Source organism: Prochlorococcus sp. MIT 0916 (assembly GCF_047305155.1).
Classification (GTDB): domain Bacteria; phylum Cyanobacteriota; class Cyanobacteriia; order PCC-6307; family Cyanobiaceae; genus Prochlorococcus_B.
In genome coordinates this window covers 1,687,221-1,708,538 of record NZ_CP138980.1, presented here as the reverse complement: position 1 = coordinate 1,708,538, position 21,318 = coordinate 1,687,221, and the positions used below count along the sequence as shown (strand labels likewise).

Here is a 21,318-nt window from a genome sequence, read left to right as displayed (position 1 = left end):
TTCTTATAAGGTATTAATTAATTGTTTATCGCAAAACTCTTTATATCTTCCTTGCCGGTTAATCAATTCATTATGGTTTCCTACTTCACATATTTTTCCTTTGTCAATCACCGCAATTTTATCTGCTTTTTGTATGGTAGATAACCTGTGAGCTATTACCAAAACTGTTCTACTATGCATAGCTTGTTTAAGTCCTTTTTGGACGGATTCTTCCGCTTCCGCATCCAAAGCGCTAGTAGCTTCATCTAGTAATAAAATTGTTGGATCTCCTAGTAACGCCCTTGCAATTGAGATTCTCTGCAGTTGGCCTCCAGAAAGATTAGTACCTCTTTCTTCTATAAAAGTTTCGTAGCCATCTGGCAATTGTTCAATAAAATCGTGGGCGTTTGCAATTTTTGCAGCATTTACAATTCTTTCCCTTGTTGTCGGCCTTCCAAATCTTATTGCCTCTGCAATGGTCCCTGAAAATATAAATGTTTTTTGTGGAACTATGCCAATTAATCTTCTTAAATAATTTGTATTTACTTTATTCAAATTGTATTCATCAATAAATATTGACCCTTTATCTGGTTCTATGAATTTTAATATTAATGAAAAGATTGTACTTTTACCAGCTCCAGAAGGGCCAACTAATGCCATTATCTTACCACTATCTATATCTAAATTTATATCTTTAATGACATTATTATCATAATTATACGAAAAGAATACATTCCTAAATGTTATCTTTCCCTCTATTTGCTTAGGAACAATACCAATATCAGAGATAGATATTTCTGGTGGATTAGTTGTTATTTCATTTAATCTTCTTAGGGATGCTTGACCTTGCTTTAATTCGTTGTAGTTTGTAGTTACATGGCTAATTGGATCTATTAACATTATTAATGCGGTAAAATAACTGCCAAATTCTTCGTTAGACATGCCTCCAGTTTGTATTCTATAAGTTCCGATTGCAAGGATACTTAAAATACCTATTACTTCTATTAATCCAACTATGGGATGTTGAAGAGCTACAAGTTTAAGCATATTAAATTTAGCTTCTTTATGTAATTCAACTTGTTTGTCAAAATCATTTTGCAACCACTCTTCTACTGCAAATGCCTTAACCATGGGTAGTCCTTGAATTGCCTCTGAAAGCAAACCTGCTAAGGAGCTAATTTTGTGTTGACTTTTTTCGGATGCTTTTAAGACTCTTCCTCCAAAGTCACTAACTAATAATGCAATTAATGGAGCTAATATGATTGTTGCAAGTGATAAATTCCAGTCAATTAATATCATGTAACCAAATACTGCTATTAATTGAAATATGGATGGTGTCGTATCTTGAATAGATTTGTAAATAACTTCTCCAACTCGATCAACATCTTCTGTAAGTCTGTACGCAATATCTCCTGATGAGAGTTTTTCTATGAAAAGGATATTACTTTTTTGAAGTTTTCTAAAAAGTGTTGTTCGAAGATCTTGGCTTAATGCTAATGCGGGTTTTGCAAGGAGACTGTCTTGCAAATATTGTGCCGTTTTTTGAATTATAAAAATAATTAGGGCTTGTAAAATTACTGTTAAAACTTGTTTTGTATTTCCTTGACCAATTGCAGGAATTAATCTTCCTGATAGCCATGCGAGTATCGGCCAGCAAATTACGTATACAAACATACTTATTCCACCCAGCAACAAAATTGGCAAATGTCCCTTAAGTCTCTGAATCAGGTAAATGAAATTTATTTTGTTTTTTTGTTTCATTCCATCAAACTATCAATGTTTAATTTAAATGCATGTAAATGAAATTAGATCAATTTCTAAAATTTATTGGGATCGTTCAGACTGGAGGAGAAGCAAAATTGATTATTAAATCAGGAAAAATATCAGTTAATGGCATAGTTGAAAAAAGAAGAGGTAGAAAATTAATTGATGGTGATCAAATTATTTTTGCAAATGAAACATACATTGTTCCAAATTCTGATCCTCTAGGCCGTAAGTTGGCAAGAAGCGAAAAATGAGGAGCTAGCGTGCGTAAAACAGTCATCGCAGGGAATTGGAAAATGAACATGACTTGTAGCGAGGCGATAGAGTATATGCGGGTATTGATCCCATTATTGAAAGGTATACCAAAAAAAGGTAGGGATGTTGTCATTGCACCCCCATTTACAGCCCTATACCCTCTCTCTGAGTTCATTAAGGACCAAAGCGAATATATTTCTTTATCTAGCCAAAATGTTCATTGGGAGGATAGTGGAGCCTATACAGCCGAGGTTTCTCCTCTAATGCTTAACGAGCTTTCTGTTGAATATGCAATTGTTGGACATAGTGAGCCAAGAAAATATTTCAGTGAAAGTGATGAACAAATTAATAAGAGAGCTCAATCGGCTCAAGATCATCAATTAATTCCAATTGTTTGTGTTGGGGAAACTATTGAACAAAGAGAGCTGGGTGAAGCAGAAAGAGTTATTAGAAGGCAAGTTGATCAAGGCCTTGAAGGCATTGATGTAAAAAGGCTCATAGTCGCTTATGAACCAATTTGGGCAATAGGAACTGGGAAAACATGTGAAGCCAATGAAGCAAATAGAATTTGTGGATTGATTCGTAAATGGACTGGTTATGAGGATGTAATTATTCAGTACGGTGGATCAGTTAAATCAAATAATATTGATGAAATTATGTCTATGTCAGATATTGATGGTGTATTAGTTGGTGGTGCCTCTTTAGATCCTACAAATTTTGCGAGAATTGCTAACTACGAAACAACAAAATAATAAAAATAATTATCTGCCAGATAATTGGGCAAGAGAAACCCACTTAATGGCAATAGTAAATATCACTGAGGATTCATTTAGTGATGGTGGACTTTATATTGACTTACCGTCTGCAATTAATCATGCTTCATTATGTATTAAACAAGGAGCACACATTCTAGATATTGGGGCACAGAGCACACGACCTGGAGCATCTGAGGTTGGAGCCGAAATTGAGATTAAAAGATTGGTTCCTTTAATTAAAGAATTAAAATTAATACATCCCGAAATACCAATTTCTGTAGACACCTTTCATCATTCTGTCGCTGAGAAAGTAATCAATGCTGGTGCCGATTGGATTAATGATGTCAGTGGTGGTCGTCATGATCCAGAAATCTTTAGTGTAATTGCTGATAAAGATTGTCCTTATGTTTTGACTCATAGTCGTGGAAATAGTATGACAATGGATTCTTTAACTACATATTCAAACGTTGTAATAGATGTGAAACATGAATTGTTAAATCAAATAGATTTAGCAGTATCGAAAGGTATAAAAAATGAGCAAATCATTATTGATCCTGGAATAGGTTTTGCAAAGAATGTTGATCAAAACTTAACTTTGATTAAAAATATAGATGAATTTGTTTCTATGAATTATCCAGTATTAATAGGAGCTTCTAGAAAAAGATTTATTGGGTCAGTTATTAATGAATCTGACCCCAATAATAGAATATTTGGAACAGCGGCAGTAGCTTCTAGATGTGTTATTGCTGGAGTTGATATTTTAAGAGTTCATGATATTAAGCAAATTTCTCAGGTTATAATCATGACCAAGTCAATTATTTAATATATAACTAATCTTCTGTATTAACTCCTTCAATTCTATCTTCAACTTCTTGATATAGTTCTTTTAATTGTTCAATATTTTCATCGGATGTATCCCAATATCCCCTACCATTAACTTCTAATAATGTACCAACTATTCTTCTAAAACTATGTGGATTCAACTCCATTAATCTTTTCCTCATCTCTGGATCATTTATAAAGGTTTCATTTGACTCTTCATATACAAAATTATCAACTTGGCCACTAGTTGCACTCCACCCTAATGTGTAATTAAGTCTATTTGAGACTTCTCTTACGCCTTCATATCCAGATTTAAGCATTCCTTCATACCATTTTGGGTTTAATAATTTTGTTCTAGAATCTAATCTAATTGTTTCACTTAATGATCTAACTTGAGCATTAGCTGTAGTTGTGTCTGCTATGTAACTACTGGGAGCTTTACCATCATCTCTAAGATTTTTAATTAAATTTGTTGGATCAGAATCAAAATAATGACTTACATCTGTGAGTGATATTTCTGAAGAATCAAGGTTTTGGAAAGTAACGTCAGCTGTTTTCATAACAGATTCAAATACATCTCTGTTCTGATTCATTTCTCCTGGATTATCCGCGTTAAAAGCATAGGTTTTCCTTGAAAGGTACATTTCTTGTAACTCATTTTCTTCTTCCCATGTTGAATTTTCTACTGCCAAATTGACATTCGAGCTATAACTTCCACTTGCATTTGAGAATACTCTGCTTGCAGATTCCCTTATACTTTTCCCTTCCTTTTCTGCCTGTTCGAGGGCATGTTTTCTTACAAAATTTTGATCAAGTGGTTCATCTGCCTCAGCAGCCAATTTTACTGCTTGATCAATCAATGCCATTTGGTTAATAAATAAATCCCTGAATACACCAGAACAGTTAACTACTACATCAATTCTTGGTCTTCCTAATTCCTCAAGAGATAGGAGCTCTAATTTATTGACCCTTCCAACAGAGTCTGCCTTAGGTTTTACACCTACAAACCAAAGGATTTGAGCAAGTGATTCTCCATAGGTTTTAATGTTGTCAGTACCCCAAAGTACGCAAGCAATTGTTTCCGGCCATGTACCTTGCTCCTCTTTTTGTCTTTCAATAAGCTTGTCAACAACACCTTTAGCTGAAGCCACAGCCGCTACTGTTGGTATCGATTGGGGATCTAAGGCATGAATATTTTTTCCACTCGGTAATACTCCAGGGTTCCTTATCGGATCTCCACCTGGGCCAGGAATAACATAATCTCCGTCAAGAGCTTTTAATAGGCTCTCCATTTCTTTATCAGCACAAATTTGCTCTAAACAAAATCTCAAATAGTCAAACAATTTATCCAGTGAATTGGTATTTACATTTTGAAAACCTGCTTTCTTAGCTGATGCTTGCCATGGAGATGGTATTGAAAAACCAATTCCTCTTAAGAACTCAACAATTAAGGTCCAAATATTCTTTTTCATGTTTACTCGCCCATCTCTTCCTGTTAGGGACTTAACCATTGAACCAACGGCTTCTCTTGATGTTTCTGTAATTAACTTATTAAGTTCAACATCATCTAATTTTCCCTTGTTATTTCCTTCGTAGACTTCCTCAATGGTTTTTCCTTTTGATTCAGCTAATAAACCAGGTAAAGACCTGATTCCGTCGTCTTCTCTTTCTATTGATGCGATGCTCACTAATGTTGCAATAGCCTCTTCTGCAGTGGCTGGTTTACCAATTGTATGTAAACCGCAAGGTAATAGTCGACTTTCTATTTCCATTAATTGTTTATAAACGTTTCCTACTATCAAATCTCTTTCATCTATTTCTAATTCAGAGGCATCTTTTTCAGGTAGTTTTACATCTTCATCAAGATTGCATTTCTTTGATGTTTCAACTATTGCATTAACAATTTGAATTCCTCTTCCACTTTCTCGTAATTGCTGATAAGAACCAACTAATTCTCCAAGCTCTTTTAGACCTTTATAAAGTCCAGCATTTTCAGCAGGGGGAGTTAAATAACTAATTGTTGATGCATATCCTCTTCTTTTTGCGATTGTTGCTTCAGAAGGATTATTTGCTGCGTAGTAATAAAGATTAGGCAAACCACCAATTAATGAATCAGGATAACAAGTCTCACTCATCCCCATTTGTTTCCCAGGCATGAATTCAAGTGATCCGTGGGTACCAAAATGCAGAACAGCATCTGCCTTCCAAACTTTTTCTAAATAAGTGTAATAAGCTGCAAAACCATGATGAGGACTAGCACTCCTGGAATAAAGCAATCTCATAGGATCGCCTTCATATCCAAATGTTGGTTGTACTCCAACAAAGACATTCCCAAATTCTTTTCCATAGATAAGAAGATTTTGTCCATCACTATTTAAATTTCCTGGTGGCTTACCCCAGTTCTCTTCTAGCCTTTCAGAATAGGGAGTCAATTTTTCATATTCTTTTACGCTCATTCGGTGAGCTATGGAGAGTTCAGGAGAACCTTGTAAAGCTTCAGGATCATTTATTAATGTCTCCATTAGCTCTTTGGGATTTTTAGGCATATCTTTTATGTCATAACCTTTCTGTTTCATTTCTTCTAAAACCCTATAAATAGAGCCAAAGACGTCTAAGTAGGCAGCTGTTCCAACATTTCCTTTATCAGGTGGAAAACTAAAGACAGTAATAGCTAATTTCTTCTGGTCTCTTTTTTTAATTCTTAGTGATGACCATCTAATAGCTCTTTCAGCTATTGCATCTACTCTGTCTTGAAGTGTGTGAGCTTTGCCAGTCGCATCATCTCGTCCAGACAAAACTATTGGCTCAATAGCTCCATCTAATTCAGGTATTGCAATCTGTAGTGCTACTTGAACTGGATGGAGACCCAGATCACTACCTTCCCATTCTTGTGTCGTTTGGAAAACCAGTGGGAGAGCAACCATGTAAGGTCGATTTAATTTCTTTAAAGCTTCCACTGCTTTTGGATGATCTTGCCTTGCAGGACCTCCTACAAGTGCAAAACCTGTAAGAGAGACAACCCCGTCTACAATTGGTTTGTCAGGGTTAATTGGATCGTAATAAAATTCGTTTACTGGCTTAGAAAAATCTAATCCACCACAAAAAATAGGTATGACTCTTGCTCCCCGATACTCTAGTTCTTGAATAATTGCGACGTAGTGAGCATCATCTCCAGTAACAATATGACTTCTTTGAAGTACAAGACCGATTACGGGACCTTCTTTAGCCTTATTTGAAAGATCATCTCTTGAAGCTGTCCAATTTAAATATTCTTTTTTATCTTCAAACATATCTGGCGCTAAAGGATGCCAAATGCCCAAATCTGGAAAAACTTCTGGCTCTGCAACGTCAATTTTCTCTTCTTCTATATTTAATTCTGGAAATACATACTTGTCTCCAAGCATTAGTAAGAAGTTTCTAAGATTATCCGGAGTGCCTCCTAACCAGTATTGAAAACTAAGCATAAAACTACGAGCGTCTTGAGCCTTGTCCACCGGCAGATACTTAAGAATTGAGGGAAGAGTATTTAGAAGTTTCAACATTGAATCTTGAAAGCCCGCACCACCTGCTTCCTTTCTCTTCTTCATGAAATCGCCAATGATGCTTTTACTTTGGCCTAACTGGGCCATTGAGAATGTTCCCAATTTGTTCAATCGCATCACTTCAGGCATTGATGGAAATACCACTGCCGCTTTAAGACTTTCCTTATGAGGTTCAACTGCTTCTACAACTTTTTGCGCCAAATCCTCAATAAAAATCAATGAAGCAACGAATAAATCAGCTTTTTCTATGTCTTGTTTAAAGCTTTCATAATTGGCTGTATCTCTAAGTTCTTCAATTAAATATCCATTAAGTTCAATTCCAATAGGCCCATTTTGAGAATTTAAAGACGTTGCAGCTTGTGTAAGGGCATTTTGATATTGAGGCTCTAGAACCACATAAACGGCCTTCATCACTGCTTTATGGCTGTGATTCTCGACAGGTGAAACTCTGCGATTGGCTGAGCGAACCTGTGTAAACATCTTTTTCTGCTATCGGAATTCGACCAAGCCTAGTGTTCAGTGGCCCTTTAGTGTGTTATTTAGTTAATGCGTGTTACAAGGGATATCAAATATGATTGTAAAAAAAGAAATTCAATGAATTCTGCTAATCAATCCATACCAGTTTTAGTCGCAGGAGCTTTAGGTCGAATGGGATCTGAGGTTGTTAAAGCAATTAATTCATCGAAAGATTATCAACTTGTTGGCGCAATTGATAATCAGAAGGATAAAGAAGGTCAAGATATAGGCTCACTATTAGGTATGGAACCCCTTGATGTATTTCTCTCAAGCGATTTTGAAGGTTCTTTGTGCGCGGCAAGTCAGAATGTCCCAAAAGATGGATCAAATAATGGTGTTGTATTAGTTGATTTCACACATCCTAAAGCTGCTTATAAACACACACGTACATCAATTGCTTATGGTGTTCATCCTGTAATTGGAACTACTGGAATAACTACAGATCAATTAGAAGATTTATCTAAATTTGCAGAAAAGGCTTCACTTGGTTCAGCGATTATTCCAAATTTTTCAGTAGGTATGGTTTTACTTCAGCAAGCAGCCGCAGCCGCAGCTCGTTTTTATGAGTTCGCTGAATTGACTGAAATGCATCACAACAAAAAAGCTGATGCACCAAGTGGAACCTGTATTAAAACAGCTGAATTGATGGAGGTGCAACGCTCAGATTTTAATCAATCTTTAATAAACGAAGAAGTATCTATAGAAGGTTCTCGGGGTGGTTCTCGTCCTAGTGGCTTAAGGCTTCACTCGGTAAGATTACCTGGACTTATAGCTCATCAACAAGTCATGTTTGGTTCAAATGGAGAGACTTATGAATTAGCTCATAACACTATTGACCGTTCTGCTTATATGCCTGGAGTGTTGTTGGTGGTTAAAAAAATTAGATCTTTCAATCAATTGGTTTATGGGCTAGAGAAAATCCTATAGTTATTTATACATATGCTATTTCCGATTAAACCCAATGAGATAAATAAATTGATCCCTTCAGTAGCAACAGGGAAGCAATTTAATGCAGCCCTAGGTAATCCTCAGAAGGTTTTTCAACGGATTATGATTTCAGCTATTGGAGGTGTAATTACTTTGCTAATTAGCCAGAGTCAAGTAACAAGTCAGTTTTACTCTTTATGGTTGGTATTAGGCGTAATTTTTCTTTTATATATATTATGGGGACCAATTCTTGAAGCCAGTAGAAAAAATTCAAAGTTTAAAAGTTTCTCCTTCTCAGCATTGGTAGATGGTTATATTTCTGATGTTTATGTTGAAGACAGAGTAGAGAATCAACAGGAACAAGCTAATAAGGATGGCAGATTAGAGGTACTAGAGAAAAAAAGAACATGGGTGGTTTTGGATATAGAAGATGAAGACGGCTTTATAGGTAATATAAGTTTTCCATTACAAAATAAGTTCAATATACTTACTAAAGGAATGAGAATTAATTGCGTTGTTTTTAGTAATAGAAGAGATTTTGAAAGGATTCAGGCGATAAGTGATGCGTGGTGTCCAGATATAAATTTATGGGTAGGCTCTTATCCATTTCTTCTTCGTCCAGCTTTTGAGGAATTTGTTAATATGAGAATTTTTGATTAAGTAATTTTTTTTATAAATGATATAATAAGCCCTATGAATATAGCAATTATTGGTTCTGGACTTACTGGATCTTTGGCAGCAATATCATTAGCAAAAGCTGGCTGTAGAGTTGATTTATATGAAAGACTATCTGACCAAGAACTTATAAATAGAGATCGAACATATGCCATAACACACTCCTCAAGAAATATATTAGAAAAAATTGGTCTTTGGCCTTACATAGTTGAAGACTTGGTAGCCTTCCAATATCTCAATGTTATTGACTATGAATTAAAAAATAAGTTTCATTTCCTTATCAATGATTTAGGAATTTCAGAGCAAAAATATTCAGCCATAGGTTGGATTGCAGAACATAAAAATATGATGCTTTCCATTTTAGAATTTATATCTAATTTTGATAATATTAATAAAATACCTACATCAATTATTCCTAATACTAATAATTATGATCTAATTGTTGTAGCAGATGGATCAAATTCTAATACTAAGAAGAAACTTAAAACTCCTTCATATAAATTTAATTATGATCAAATTTGCATAACCGCTAAGGTTCTTTTAAGGGGTGTAAAATCTAATGAAGCTTTTGAAATATTACATTCTGAGGGACCATTTGCAGTTTTGCCACTAGGTGGGGATTTATTTCAAATTATATGTAGTCAATCCATAGCAAAAGCTACTTATAATATGAGTCTATCTAAGACATTATTTTTAGATTATATTTCAACAATTCTTCCACACGGTATTGAGCCAGATACAATGATTGATGATCCTAAATCCTATCCCATAAGATTTCTTTTAAATTATTCTTTTTTTTCAGGTAAATATATATATTTAGGTGAAACGGCGCATACTATTCATCCTGTTGGTGGCCAAGGTTTAAATCTTTGTTGGCGGGATGTTGATAGCCTTGCATCCTTAATTTCCATACCTTTATTAAAAAATAATATTTTGTTTATTCCAATTATCTACTCTATATCAAGATTCCTTGATGTTCTATCTATTTCTATTCTGACTGATAGTTTAGTTAGATATTCTAGAAGTAATATTAATGTGTTTTTTTACCCTAGAGCTTTAATCTTCTTTATCTTAAAAAAATCAGTTATATTAAGAAGATTTCTCCTTAATATAATGACAAATGGATTTTGAATCTTTTTTATAATGAAAAATACTATTAATCCACCTACCGATGAATTATGTAATTTTATTATTGATAAGCTTGGAATAAATCAGAATGCATTGGAATTAGGAATTAAACGAGCTCGCTTTGAAAACTCTCCATTACCTATTGTAATGTGGAGCTATGGTTTAATTTCTCTGACGCAGTTAAATATTATACTTTTTTGGTTAAAAGATAATTAGTACTTTATTAAACTTTCTACAAATAAATTAGAATCTAGATTATTTCTACCTTTTAGTTGGGTAAGTTCTACAAGAAAAGCATATCCAAGTAAAGTTCCCCCTGCTTCTCTTATTAACTTTCCTGCTGCTGCTGCTGTACCTCCTGTCGCTAGCAGATCATCAATTACTATTACTTTACTATCTTTTTCGATAGAGTTTTGCTGTATCTCTAATCTGTCTTCACCATACTCAAGCTTATAATCAATCCCTTTTACTTTACCAGGCAATTTATTTGGCTTTCTAATAGGAATAAAACCAATCTCAAGCTTAAATGCTAAAGCCGATGCAGATATAAATCCTCTTGATTCAATTCCTGCTATGTAATCTGGTGTTTTTTTAGAAATTAGCTCTTGAAGAGGCAACATTAATTCATTCCATATCTTCGGCTCTTTGTAAATTGGATTTATGTCTTTGAAGACTATTCCTTCTGTTGGAAAATTATTTGTTTCTGATATATATTTTTTAAAATTTTCCATCCTTTACAAATATTGGTGTGCGATTTTATAAAACTAACAATAAAACTAGCGAAATATCAAACTAGTGTCATTATTTAAACTATGAATAAATCCTTTTTAGACGCTAAGCAAAATGAATACATCAACAATTCCACAAAAAATCACGACACAACAGCCGACATGAGATTTGAGAATTGTGTTATGGCTAATGATGCTCCAAAAAAACTCGATTTTCTTATTTTAGTTATTGAAACTCTTCAAATTAATGCGACCGATTCCCTTTTATTGAAGGCCAGGAATATTGGCTTGCCAGTTGATTTCTCTAGTCGAGTACAATTATGGAAGATAAGATGCTCTAACCCTTTTAGAAAAACTTATACTTTTTCAACGCTATCAAACGACCAAATTAATTCCCTTGTTGAACTTATATCATCAATGGCAGAAAATCTTTATCCACTTATTCGGCAATTACTTTCCTCAAAAGAATCTAAGGCACTTAATCAAGAACGATGGTTTTTATTTAGTACTCGTCTCAAGTCACTTATTAAGGCAAGGATGAATTTACAACGAAGTTATATATCAACGATATTAAATGATGATAGTAATGAATTTTTTAGAGAGTTATTAGTTATCCTATCTTTATCCTGTGGAAGAGGTGGAGCTTATCGTTTAAAAGCTTCATTGTATAATCAATCATAAGGATATATAAATGATTAATTTATCTTATAGGTTTGATCAGAATTCTTCTTCACTTGTAGTCGCAGGGATGCCAGATGTATCTAATGGAGATTCAGAAAATACTATTGGAATTTTATCTTCATGGACATTAAAAATTATTGGTTCACCTCTATTGGAAGGAGAGAAGTTACATCTTGAGAATTTAATGCAAGTAATTCTCCAATATTCAAGATCGTATATCTCTGGAATCCGTAAAACTTTTATATCTAATGAAAATATTGTGACAATTTCACCGTTTGGTGGTTTTCATAAAGTTCTCTTGAAGAGTACAAAGAAAGAGGTTAAGCCCTTAGAAATTATTTTAGATGACTCTGAATTGTCTGATTTAACCAGATGTCTAGATCTTTTAAGATTTGATCCTAGATTTAATCTAAGCTGGAATATAAATATTGATAGGCCTTTTAGTAAAAGATATATTTATTCAAGTGGTCCAAAATCTAAGAGAGATTTTAATTTGTTTTATGCTATTATTATATTTCTATCTTCCAGTGCTTTTCTGCTATTAATTCCGATAAATAATAAATTTGAGTTAAGAGAGTCGATTAACAAAATTGAAGTCCCATCAGAAATAACTGAATAATAATAATAATAATCATAAGATATTGTTATCTTTACTTATATATAATGGATATTGTCTAATGTTTTTATATTCTTCATTTTGGTTCTATATTTAATATTATTCTTTAGAGATGTGAAAATCAAAATTTATGCAATATTTTATGTAATATTAATTATTATCCAAAAATCAATTAAAATTTAGAAAAAGTTAATTTAGATGAAACTTTCAAAAAATGATAGAGATAAAATCGATATTGCTGATGATAATATTTTTTATCGAGAACCCAGATATGTTCATCACCTCAGTGATTCATTTAGAACTCGACTTACAAAACTATACGATGAGTATCTACTCGATCATTATGTAATACTTGATTTAATGAGTAGTTGGGTAAGCCATTTACCATCCAATATTAGATATAAAAAAGTGATTGGTCATGGAATGAATGAAGCTGAGTTAGGTTCTAATAAAAGACTTGATAGGTTCTGGGTCCAAAATTTAAATAAGACTCAAATTTTTCCAATTGAAGATTCTTCTATTGATGCTGGATTAATTGTTGCAGGATGGCAATATCTTCAATATCCTGAAAAAGTTTCATTAGAACTATCAAGAATAATCAAATCTGATTCTTTATTGATAATCTCATTTACTAATAGAGCATTTTGGAGCAAAGCTCCAAATATCTGGACTTATTCGTCAGAGGATCAAAGAATTGAGTATGTACAAAGTGTTCTTACTTCTAATGGGTGGAGGATTGAAACAATATTGAATGAAAAAACAAAAGATAAAAAACTTTTTGGTTTTTATTCTGCAGATAGTGACCCTTTCTTTTCAGTTATTGCAAGAAATAATAAGTCTAATAACTGAACTAGTTATTATTAATAGGTATATTTAGTATTAGTTGGTAATAAAATTTTTTTTATGCCCTGTTCTCTAATTAAATTTAGTTCTGAGGATTGCGGAACTTGTCACAGGATGAGCTTCTTTGATTCTAAAGTTGCTGGTGAATTAGGTCTTGAATTTATTAGTGTAAAACTACAGGATACATTGGTTTATAGAAAATATAGACCAATACTATTAAAACAATATCCTACTAAAGAAGGTATGGGTTGGCCGACTTATCTATTAGTTAATAACCCTGAGGGAGAATTTAAAATTATTGGTGAGTTAAAAGGAGGAATTGCGAAGGGTGACTTTAGAGAAAGACTTGCAAACCTAATATCTAGTTGATCTGATAATTTAATTCACGGGTTGCATCAAACCACCGCTTCCAGAATCGGAATCATCGTCATCGTTTCCTGCGTCAACGGTCAAAAGTGTATATATCCCTATAGCTAAAAGACTTATCATTCCGCTGAAAAGGCTTAAACCATACTGGTTAGTACTGATTTCTATTACTTCACCCAAGGTAAAAATACTCAAATTTGAGTGACTATAGCAATTTTTCGATTTAAAAGCTTGATTGCCAACCAATTGAAAGATTGACATTGTAATTTTTTTGGTAGCATAATTTATTAATTAGTATTTATTTCCGAATTCATTAAATTTAGCCATTCATTTAGTTGATCTAGAAGTTTTTCACTATCCAATATACCTAGACCCCGAATAGTTACGGTCGAGCAACGAGCTCCTTTTTTATAAATAAATCTTCCGTGAAGATGGTTTGCTAAACCTTTTCTTAGTAACTTAAAAGCAGGCTCATCCATCATGGTTTCAAGCTCAACATTTGGTTTAGACAACCTAATTCTTGAGAATCCACACTTTTTGGCTATTATTTTTAATTTCATTACTTCTATTAATGATTCAACTGCCTTTGGTAAGGTTCCATATCTATCAATTAAGTTACTAGCAAATTGAACTAAAGCATCATTGTTTTCACATTCGGTGGCTAATCTATAAGCATTTATCTTTTCATCTGGATCAGTTATCCAATCACCAGGTATAAAAGCAGTAACTGGTAAATCAATTTGAGTATCATCAACAGAAGGAATATCTTGTCCCTGTATCTCTGCAATAGTTTCCTGTAATAATTCCATATACAAATCAAAACCTATTGTTTCCATTTGTCCGCTTTGTTCAATACCTAAAATATTTCCAACGCCTCTGATTTCCATATCCCTCATGGCTAACTGATAGCCACTCCCCAAATCACTAAATTCTTTTATGGCCTTTAATCTTTGTTTTGAATTATCATTTAATTTCTCATCAATTGGATAAAATAACCAAGCGTGTGCTTGTACTCCACTACGACCAACTCTGCCTCTCAATTGATAAAGTTGAGATAAACCAAACTTATGAGAATCTTCAATTAAAATTGTATTTACTCTAGGAATATCTAATCCACTTTCAACAATAGTTGTGCAAAGCAATATATCTGCTTCTCCTGCATTAAAAGCAAGCATAGCATTTTCTAATTCGCCTTCTTCCATTTGACCGTGTGCTATTAATAATTTCACATTTGGAATCATTATTTTTAATTTATTTGCTACTTCGTCTATTCCATTAATTCGAGGAACAATATAAAATATTTGCCCACCTCTATCGATTTCCTGTGATATTGCACTTCTTATTATTTCATTATCAAGTGGTGCTAAATGAGTTTTTATAGGCCTACGTAATGGAGGTGGTGTTGTTATTAAGCTCATTTCGCGAACACCAGAAAGACTCATATAGAGCGTTCTAGGAATTGGTGTTGCAGATAGAGTTAATACATCTACACTTTTTTTTAATTCTTTAATTTTTTCTTTTTGATTGACTCCAAAACGTTGCTCTTCATCTATAACTAGAAGTCCCAAATCCTTATAAACTAAATGTTTATTTAACAGTTGATGTGTACCAATGACAGCATCAATTTGACCATCTTTCAGTCCATTTACTATTTGTTTTCTTTCTTTAGTATTTTTAAATCTATTAAGTAAGGAAACCTTTATAGGGTAAGGTGCAAAACGATCAGAAATAGTTCTCCAGTGTTGTTGAGATAATATTGTTGTTGGTGCTAATAATGCTATTTGCTTACCTGATGTAATTGCTTTAAATATTGCTCTTATTGCAACTTCAGTTTTACCAAATCCAACATCTCCACAAACTAATCTATCCATGGGTTGTTCACTCTCCATATCTGTTTTTACTTGAGTTGTAGCTTTTACCTGATCAGGAGTCAGTGGATATGGAAAAGAGTCTTCCAATTCACTTTGCCAAGGTCCATCTTTTGGAAACTTAAATCCTTTTTCTTTGGACCTTTCTGCGTATAACTTAATAAGATCAACAGCAACTTTTTTAACAGATTTCTTGGCCTTTTCCTTTATTTTGCTCCAATTTGCTCCTCCTAGTTTACTGATTATAGGAGTCTTTGAATTTGAATTCCTGTACCTACCTAAACTACCAAGTTGATCTGCAGCAACACTAAGTTTTCCATCCATATATTTTATTACAAGGTAATCTCTGCTCTCACCATTGATAGTTATCTTTTGAATATTTTGATATAAGCCTATGCCGTGGTTTCTATGAACCACATAATCTCCAGGCTTCATTTTATTAGGATCTATTCTTTTACTTTGAGATTGCTTTCTTCTTCTTACATAACCAATACTAGAAATATTATGCTGACCAAAAAATTCCTTATCAGTTACTAATGCTAATTTCCATGCTGGTAGAATAAAGCCGTCAAATTCACCCTCAATATTATTTTTAATAGCTACTGGTATTTTGTCTTCAATAATATTTTTTATAGCATTTAGATCATTCTTGTTAGGTATGAATTTTGAGATACATTCATGTTCTTCTAATAACGAAACAGCTCGACTTGGTTGTGCTGATATTATCCAGATAGAATATTTATTTTTTATATAATCTTGAAATGATAAACTAATTTTTCCGTATTGATTAGGTAGCCATTCATGAAGTTTGCTAGAAATATTAAAAACATTGTTTTTTAAAGAAGTATCTTCTAAATCAGTTAGGTCAATACCTTTATAATTATTTAGAGATTCATATGTATCAACAATACTGTTATGAAGATTAGGTTTAAGTAATTTTTTTACTGAATCTACATTATCTGATTTTGAAAGTACTTCATCATAACTTTCATTAACTATATTAAACCAGGCATTACCGTGAGATAACCCTTGATATCTTTCATCGACTACAATAAAAGAATCATCATCTAGGTAATTTAATAATGATGAAGGGTTGGCGAATGCTACTCCTAAATATTTTTTTGCTGATCTTAATGAATTAGAATTAACTAATTCTGAGTATTCATCATCTGTAAATAAACATGATATGTCCTTATCAGTAATTGATTTAAGCTTATTAATGATTAGTGGATCAAACCCTGTTGGAGTTATACATACATTCTTGATTTTATCTAAAGATCTTTGGGATATTGGATCAAATTCTTTAATCTTTTCTAATTGATCGCCAAATAACTCCAATCTGATTGGCAATTCGCTACTAACAGGATAAATATCAATAATATCTCCTCTTCTTGTCCATGTTCCTTCTTGATCTATTTTATTAGATTTTTGATAACCGCATTCACTCAATTTAATAGATAGTTTACTTAGGTTTATTTCATCACCTATATTTAATTTAATACACTTTGATTTAAGGAATTCTATTGGTGGTAGATGTGGTTGTAATGACCTTTCTGTTGCAATTATTGCAATATTTTCGTTATCTTTTAACTCAAGTATATCGCTAAGTACTTGCAGTTGCCCCCAAATAATTTCAGAACTCACCTCTATAGAATCATATGGAGAGACTTCGCTAGTAGGATATAAACATGTCTTGGTCCAGCCACAATTTCTCACAAGTGGAAACCACCTGGTGGCATCTTCTAATGTTGGAACAATTATTAATAGCTTTTGGGATTCTTTTTTTGCAAGAGAAGTTGTTATTAGGGCTTTTGCTGTAAGGGATGCCCCAGTTAAAATTAATCTTTCATCTCTATTAGTTCGTCCAATCAACTCATTTGTTAACTGATGATTTTCTAAATACCTAGCTATTGACTCTAACGACACTATTTCTTTTTTATATATTTATAGTTATAACAATAACATTTTCATTGTCGCATCGAGAAGTCTCAATTAGTTAGATATTATTTTTTTTAATAGATTTTAGCTTTTCAACAAATGATATTAATTGCGCTTCATTAAGTTCCTTTCTAGTTGAAACATTAAACTCTTTTTGTAAATATTCTCTTCCCTGTTTGTTGCTCCATGATAGATCTCTAATTATATTATCAGATTCTTCTATTAAATTATTAATATTAGCAGTAGTATCATTAGATGGATATTGTTTATCGTTATTTTTTAAAAGATTTAGATACTTTACTATATCACTGTAGTTAGTTATCTTATTTCGATTATTATAACCTAATGTTTTTTCAAGAAATTCATTTTCATCTTCTCTTGACCATTTTAACCGCTGAATTTCTGAATCTATTGCTGTTAATTCATTGCTCCAATCACTAGGCTCTTGATTGATATTAATGATATCATTCATTTTACTTTGAGGTTCTTCGAAATTGGATATAGATATTTCTTTATCTTTATTATCTGAGGTTTTATTAGGCTGATTAATTGTTAATGCTTTTATTCTTTTATTTAGCCTATTTATTGCATTATCTTCTGCAATATCTACTGTTGGCCCTTCTGCTAGAGCACTTCCTAGATTTTTGTCCTTAAGCCAACCATTTACTTGAACAACGGCTTTGGTATCGGATAAGTGGCAAAGTTTTGATTCAAATCTCATAACCGTTTTGAATTAACCCTAATTAGAATTATTAGAGTTAACATATACCAAACAGGCAATGTAAATAGCTCTTTTTTCGTAATTTAATGGATTCAGCATCTCTCAGATCCTTAACCCCCCTGCTTGATGGTATCGATAGATGGGTTGAACTAGCCCCTCTTTTACCTATTATCATCTCTTTGGAGCTTGTATTATCAGCTGATAATGCTGTCGCTTTAGCGTCTATAACCAAAAATCTAAATAATATTAATCTTCAAAAAAGAGCACTTAATATAGGGATATTTATTGCATTAATATTAAGAATATTGGTTATTCTTACTGCAGAATTCATCCTGAATTTTTGGCCAGTAAAGCTAATCGGCGGTATTTATTTGATATCACTTTCAATTTTAAAGTTTATCTCTATTAGCGACCTAAATTCAATTGAAAAAAGCAATACCGATAAAACAGAATTTTCTATACTTAAAGTTATCCTTCTTTTGTCAGTAACTGATTTAGCCTTTTCTATCGATAGTATTACAGCAGCTGTAGCAATTAGTGATCAATTTCTTTTGGTTATTACAGGCGCAATTATTGGAGTTATAGCATTACGTTTCACGTCTGGTTTATTCATTAAATGGCTTGAGATTTATATTAATTTAGAAAAAGCCGGTTATGTTGCAGTAGGTATTATAGGAATTAAGTTAATTCTTCAGTTAATATTCTTCCAATTAATCATACCCGAATATATATTCTTTTTAGTGATGTTAACCGTTTTTTTATGGGGCTTCTCACGAAAAGATAGTATTATTGATGATTTTTAGTACCCAAAATATTTTTAACGATTAAATTAGATTGAATTGACAAAGTATAACTATCAGTAGGCTTTTTACCTTGCAGCTGAGCATATTTTATTTGAACCGGAAAATCATTCGTCATTATAATTATGCCATCGCGTTTATTTATACGGATTATTTCGCCTGGTATTTCTTTTCCAATTGATTCGTTATTGATATTTTGATGTACTATTAATTGTTCTTCATTCGATGTTGTAACTGCTTCTAATATTTTTATTCTTTTACCTTCATAAAGTGTATAAGCATTAGGATATAGCCCCTGTATTTTCTTTATTATTTTTCTCGCATTTTGCTTCCAATCAATTAAATAATCTTCTTTTTTTAATTGTCTGGCATAACTTGGATCACCATTTAGGTTTGATTGATCTATAGCTTTTAATTCTGTTAGAATTGATGACCTAGTTATACATTTTGTTAGCCTTATTCTTTCGATTGATTTAACTAATAACTTTGCTGATATTTTGGACAGTCTATTGGTTAGTATCTCTAGATTGTCTGAATCATTAATAGCCGTTACCTCTTGTTCTATAACTGGACCAGTATCTAATCCTTCTTCCATTGACATAATGCAAATACCCGTCTTTACATCATCATTAATTAGGCACCACTGAATTGGTGCTGCACCCCTCCACTCAGGTAACAAGGAGGCATGACTATTCCAGCAACCCAATATTGGTTGATCTAATATTTCTTTTGGAAGAATTTGACCAAAAGCTACAACAATATAAATATCTGCTTTCAAATTTATCAAAATGTCTTTTACATATTGGTCCTTTCTTATTGATTGTGTCGTAAATACAGGAATACCTAAATCTATCGCAGCTTGTTTTACTGGTGAAGGCGATAACTTGTTTCCACGACCGCGCTTTCTATCAGGTTGTGTAACTACGGCAATTACTTCATGTCCAGCCTTGACTATGGTGAATAAATTTTCCGCGGCATATTTAGGTGTTCCCCAAAAAACAATCTTCACGCTTCACCAGTTATTGAAATGTTATCAACCCAAACATGGGGGCTTATACCTTGATGAGTAACTATCTGTTCATTTTCAATTTTAACAATACTATTTAAGAGTTTCAGAATATCACCAGCGACAGTTGCTGCTTCTATTGATGTCTTCTTCCCTTTATTAACGATCCAACCATCGAAGGGTAATGAAAAGGAACCTTGACTGGCTTTTACACCAGAATGAATAGCATTTAGTTCATCTATTAAAATGTATTCTTTTAGCGTACTTTTAATATTTAGACTTTCGTCTTTATCCATCTCAGATTCACTTCTTCTTACAACTAGCCAATCTGGTGAGACAGATACTTTTGCTCCTAATCCAGCATGACCTGTAGGTTTAACACCAAATTTCCTTGCGGTGGCCTCAGAATGAAGTAAATTAATTAATACACCATTACTGACCAAATTTATATTTTGTGTCGGAGTTCCTTCACCATCAAAACTAAAAGCCCCTATATTTTCAGGATGAAGACTTTCGTCACTGATGTTTAAATTGGGAACGGAAATTTGATTACCTATTGAATCTTCATTCATTAAACTTAGACCGTCAATAATTGAACGTGCGTTAAACATTGAACTGAAAGCACTTATTAACTGAAGAAAAGCCTCAGGACTAAAACAAATAAGATACTTTTTAGTTTCTATAGGTTTATAATTTAAATGACTTATTAACTTTTTCGATGTTTCATTTATACAAGAGTCTATATCAAGTTCTTCTAAATTAGAGTTAATTTTAATACCTCCTGCACTTCTGGGCTTTTTATTTTGTTCCTCTGCCTTTGCATATAAATATATTGAAGATTGTGATAATTTCATATGTCTATTAGCTCCATCACTATTAATATAAATTCTTTCCATATAACTCTCGCTTAGCCCATTATATGGAACTGAATCTATTGATTGATGAGTGTCAATTAATTGTTTTTCGGCTTTTTTAAGAATGGTAAGTAATTCATCAATTGTATGAGGATTCGATATTTTAGTATTTACTTCTTCTAGTTCTTTTTTGGCTAGTTGTGAGAACTCCGGAGATTCCTTTTCATTACCAAAAAAACTAGATTCAATTGCTCCTTTCATTGCTTTTTTAATACCTTTACTTGTTAAGTCAGAAGTACTAGTTATACCTACCTGATTATACTTATTCCATACTCTTAAAGTCATTGAATTTCTCTGAGAACCCTTGAGCTGTTTGGCATTACCTTGATGCACTTGAACAGATAAATCCCTACTTGCTGATGCTCCAACATCCCATTTTTTTATTGCTGACTCAATACTAAATTTTTCTAAAAGGCTATTTAATTCTTGTGGATTTAATTCACCTATTTTTTGATTAGTAATAGAATTAATCAT

At 32.8% G+C, this 21,318-nt stretch carries 20 protein-coding genes; 12 read left to right on the top strand and 8 right to left on the bottom strand.

What is annotated here, in order from left to right; all coding sequences use genetic code 11:
• Positions 1-3 precede the first annotated feature (3 nt).
• Complete coding sequence (locus SIB53_RS08965; protein ID WP_413677879.1) at positions 4-1,740, bottom strand: ABC transporter ATP-binding protein; 1,737 nt, start codon at positions 1,738-1,740, stop codon at positions 4-6.
• 38 nt (positions 1,741-1,778) lie between these two features.
• On the opposite strand from SIB53_RS08965, the gene SIB53_RS08960 reads away from it, so the two are divergent.
• From SIB53_RS08960 to folP, 3 genes are read left to right on the top strand one after another with little or no spacing between them, the layout of a single operon-like run.
• Positions 1,779-1,997, top strand: a complete 219-nt coding sequence (locus SIB53_RS08960; RefSeq protein ID WP_413677878.1) for an RNA-binding S4 domain-containing protein — start codon at positions 1,779-1,781, stop codon at positions 1,995-1,997.
• Between the two features lie 9 nt (positions 1,998-2,006).
• Positions 2,007-2,750 (top strand): triose-phosphate isomerase, encoded by a 744-nt coding sequence (tpiA, locus tag SIB53_RS08955; RefSeq protein ID WP_413677877.1) that lies wholly within the window; start codon positions 2,007-2,009, stop codon positions 2,748-2,750.
• Between the two features lie 46 nt (positions 2,751-2,796).
• Positions 2,797-3,576 carry a dihydropteroate synthase gene (gene folP / locus SIB53_RS08950; protein WP_413679150.1) on the top strand — a complete coding sequence of 260 codons (780 nt, stop codon included), beginning with the start codon at positions 2,797-2,799 and terminating at the stop codon, positions 3,574-3,576.
• 7 nt (positions 3,577-3,583) lie between these two features.
• On the opposite strand, the gene SIB53_RS08945 is transcribed toward folP, so the two are convergent.
• Positions 3,584-7,597 (bottom strand): magnesium chelatase subunit H, encoded by a 4,014-nt coding sequence (locus SIB53_RS08945; RefSeq protein WP_413677876.1) that lies wholly within the window; start codon positions 7,595-7,597, stop codon positions 3,584-3,586.
• A 114-nt stretch (positions 7,598-7,711) separates the two neighbouring features.
• On the opposite strand from SIB53_RS08945, the gene dapB reads away from it, so the two are divergent.
• From dapB to SIB53_RS08925, 4 genes are read left to right on the top strand one after another with little or no spacing between them, the layout of a single operon-like run.
• Complete coding sequence (gene dapB, locus SIB53_RS08940) at positions 7,712-8,560, top strand: 4-hydroxy-tetrahydrodipicolinate reductase (RefSeq protein ID WP_413677875.1); 849 nt, start codon at positions 7,712-7,714, stop codon at positions 8,558-8,560.
• Between the two features lie 12 nt (positions 8,561-8,572).
• A complete protein-coding gene (locus SIB53_RS08935; protein ID WP_413677874.1) occupies positions 8,573-9,220 on the top strand; it encodes a hypothetical protein in 648 nt (215 codons plus the stop codon).
• A 33-nt stretch (positions 9,221-9,253) separates the two neighbouring features.
• Positions 9,254-10,366, top strand: a complete 1,113-nt coding sequence (locus SIB53_RS08930) for an FAD-dependent monooxygenase (protein ID WP_413677873.1) — start codon at positions 9,254-9,256, stop codon at positions 10,364-10,366.
• Between the two features lie 12 nt (positions 10,367-10,378).
• Positions 10,379-10,579, top strand: a complete 201-nt coding sequence (locus SIB53_RS08925; RefSeq protein WP_413677872.1) for a DUF2949 domain-containing protein — start codon at positions 10,379-10,381, stop codon at positions 10,577-10,579.
• Here SIB53_RS08925 and SIB53_RS08920 read toward each other — a convergent pair.
• Positions 10,576-11,094, bottom strand: coding sequence for an adenine phosphoribosyltransferase (locus SIB53_RS08920; RefSeq protein WP_413677871.1), 519 nt, complete (start codon positions 11,092-11,094; stop codon positions 10,576-10,578). The two genes, SIB53_RS08925 and SIB53_RS08920, sit on opposite strands and share 4 nt — an antisense overlap.
• Positions 11,095-11,175: 81 nt before the next feature.
• Between SIB53_RS08920 and SIB53_RS08915 the strand changes: the two genes are divergently transcribed.
• The 4 genes from SIB53_RS08915 to SIB53_RS08900 all read left to right on the top strand — a co-directional run bounded on the left by SIB53_RS08915 (position 11,176) and on the right by SIB53_RS08900 (position 13,600).
• Positions 11,176-11,772, top strand: a complete 597-nt coding sequence (locus SIB53_RS08915; protein WP_413677870.1) for a DUF3038 domain-containing protein — start codon at positions 11,176-11,178, stop codon at positions 11,770-11,772.
• Between the two features lie 10 nt (positions 11,773-11,782).
• The gene (locus tag SIB53_RS08910; RefSeq protein WP_413677869.1) at positions 11,783-12,391 is read left to right on the top strand and encodes a DUF4335 domain-containing protein; all 609 of its coding nucleotides are present in this window, start codon (positions 11,783-11,785) and stop codon (positions 12,389-12,391) included.
• 195 nt (positions 12,392-12,586) lie between these two features.
• Positions 12,587-13,237 (top strand): SAM-dependent methyltransferase, encoded by a 651-nt coding sequence (locus SIB53_RS08905; protein ID WP_413677868.1) that lies wholly within the window; start codon positions 12,587-12,589, stop codon positions 13,235-13,237.
• 54 nt (positions 13,238-13,291) lie between these two features.
• Complete coding sequence (locus tag SIB53_RS08900; protein WP_413677867.1) at positions 13,292-13,600, top strand: TlpA family protein disulfide reductase; 309 nt, start codon at positions 13,292-13,294, stop codon at positions 13,598-13,600.
• A 9-nt stretch (positions 13,601-13,609) separates the two neighbouring features.
• Here SIB53_RS08900 and SIB53_RS08895 read toward each other — a convergent pair whose 3' ends face one another.
• The 3 genes from SIB53_RS08895 to SIB53_RS08885 form a co-directional block, all read right to left on the bottom strand.
• The gene (locus SIB53_RS08895) at positions 13,610-13,858 is read right to left on the bottom strand and encodes a hypothetical protein (RefSeq protein WP_413677866.1); all 249 of its coding nucleotides are present in this window, start codon (positions 13,856-13,858) and stop codon (positions 13,610-13,612) included.
• Between the two features lie 26 nt (positions 13,859-13,884).
• Positions 13,885-17,391, bottom strand: a complete 3,507-nt coding sequence (mfd, locus tag SIB53_RS08890) for a transcription-repair coupling factor (protein WP_413677865.1) — start codon at positions 17,389-17,391, stop codon at positions 13,885-13,887.
• Positions 17,392-17,461: 70 nt separating this feature from the next.
• Positions 17,462-18,124: a hypothetical protein gene (locus SIB53_RS08885; RefSeq protein WP_413677864.1), complete on the bottom strand. Its 663-nt coding sequence runs from the start codon at positions 18,122-18,124 to the stop codon at positions 17,462-17,464.
• A gap of 86 nt (positions 18,125-18,210) precedes the next feature.
• Between SIB53_RS08885 and SIB53_RS08880 the strand changes: the two genes are divergently transcribed.
• Entirely contained in the window at positions 18,211-18,927 is a 717-nt protein-coding gene (locus tag SIB53_RS08880; RefSeq protein ID WP_413677863.1) for a TerC family protein, read from the top strand.
• Here SIB53_RS08880 and fmt read toward each other — a convergent pair.
• On the bottom strand, positions 18,911-19,933 hold the full coding sequence (gene fmt, locus SIB53_RS08875) for a methionyl-tRNA formyltransferase (RefSeq protein ID WP_413677862.1): 1,023 nt from the start codon (positions 19,931-19,933) through the stop codon (positions 18,911-18,913). The genes SIB53_RS08880 and fmt overlap by 17 nt on opposite strands.
• Positions 19,930-21,318, bottom strand: a complete 1,389-nt coding sequence (locus SIB53_RS08870) for a TldD/PmbA family protein (RefSeq protein WP_413677861.1) — start codon at positions 21,316-21,318, stop codon at positions 19,930-19,932. The genes fmt and SIB53_RS08870 overlap by 4 nt, the downstream gene beginning before the upstream one ends.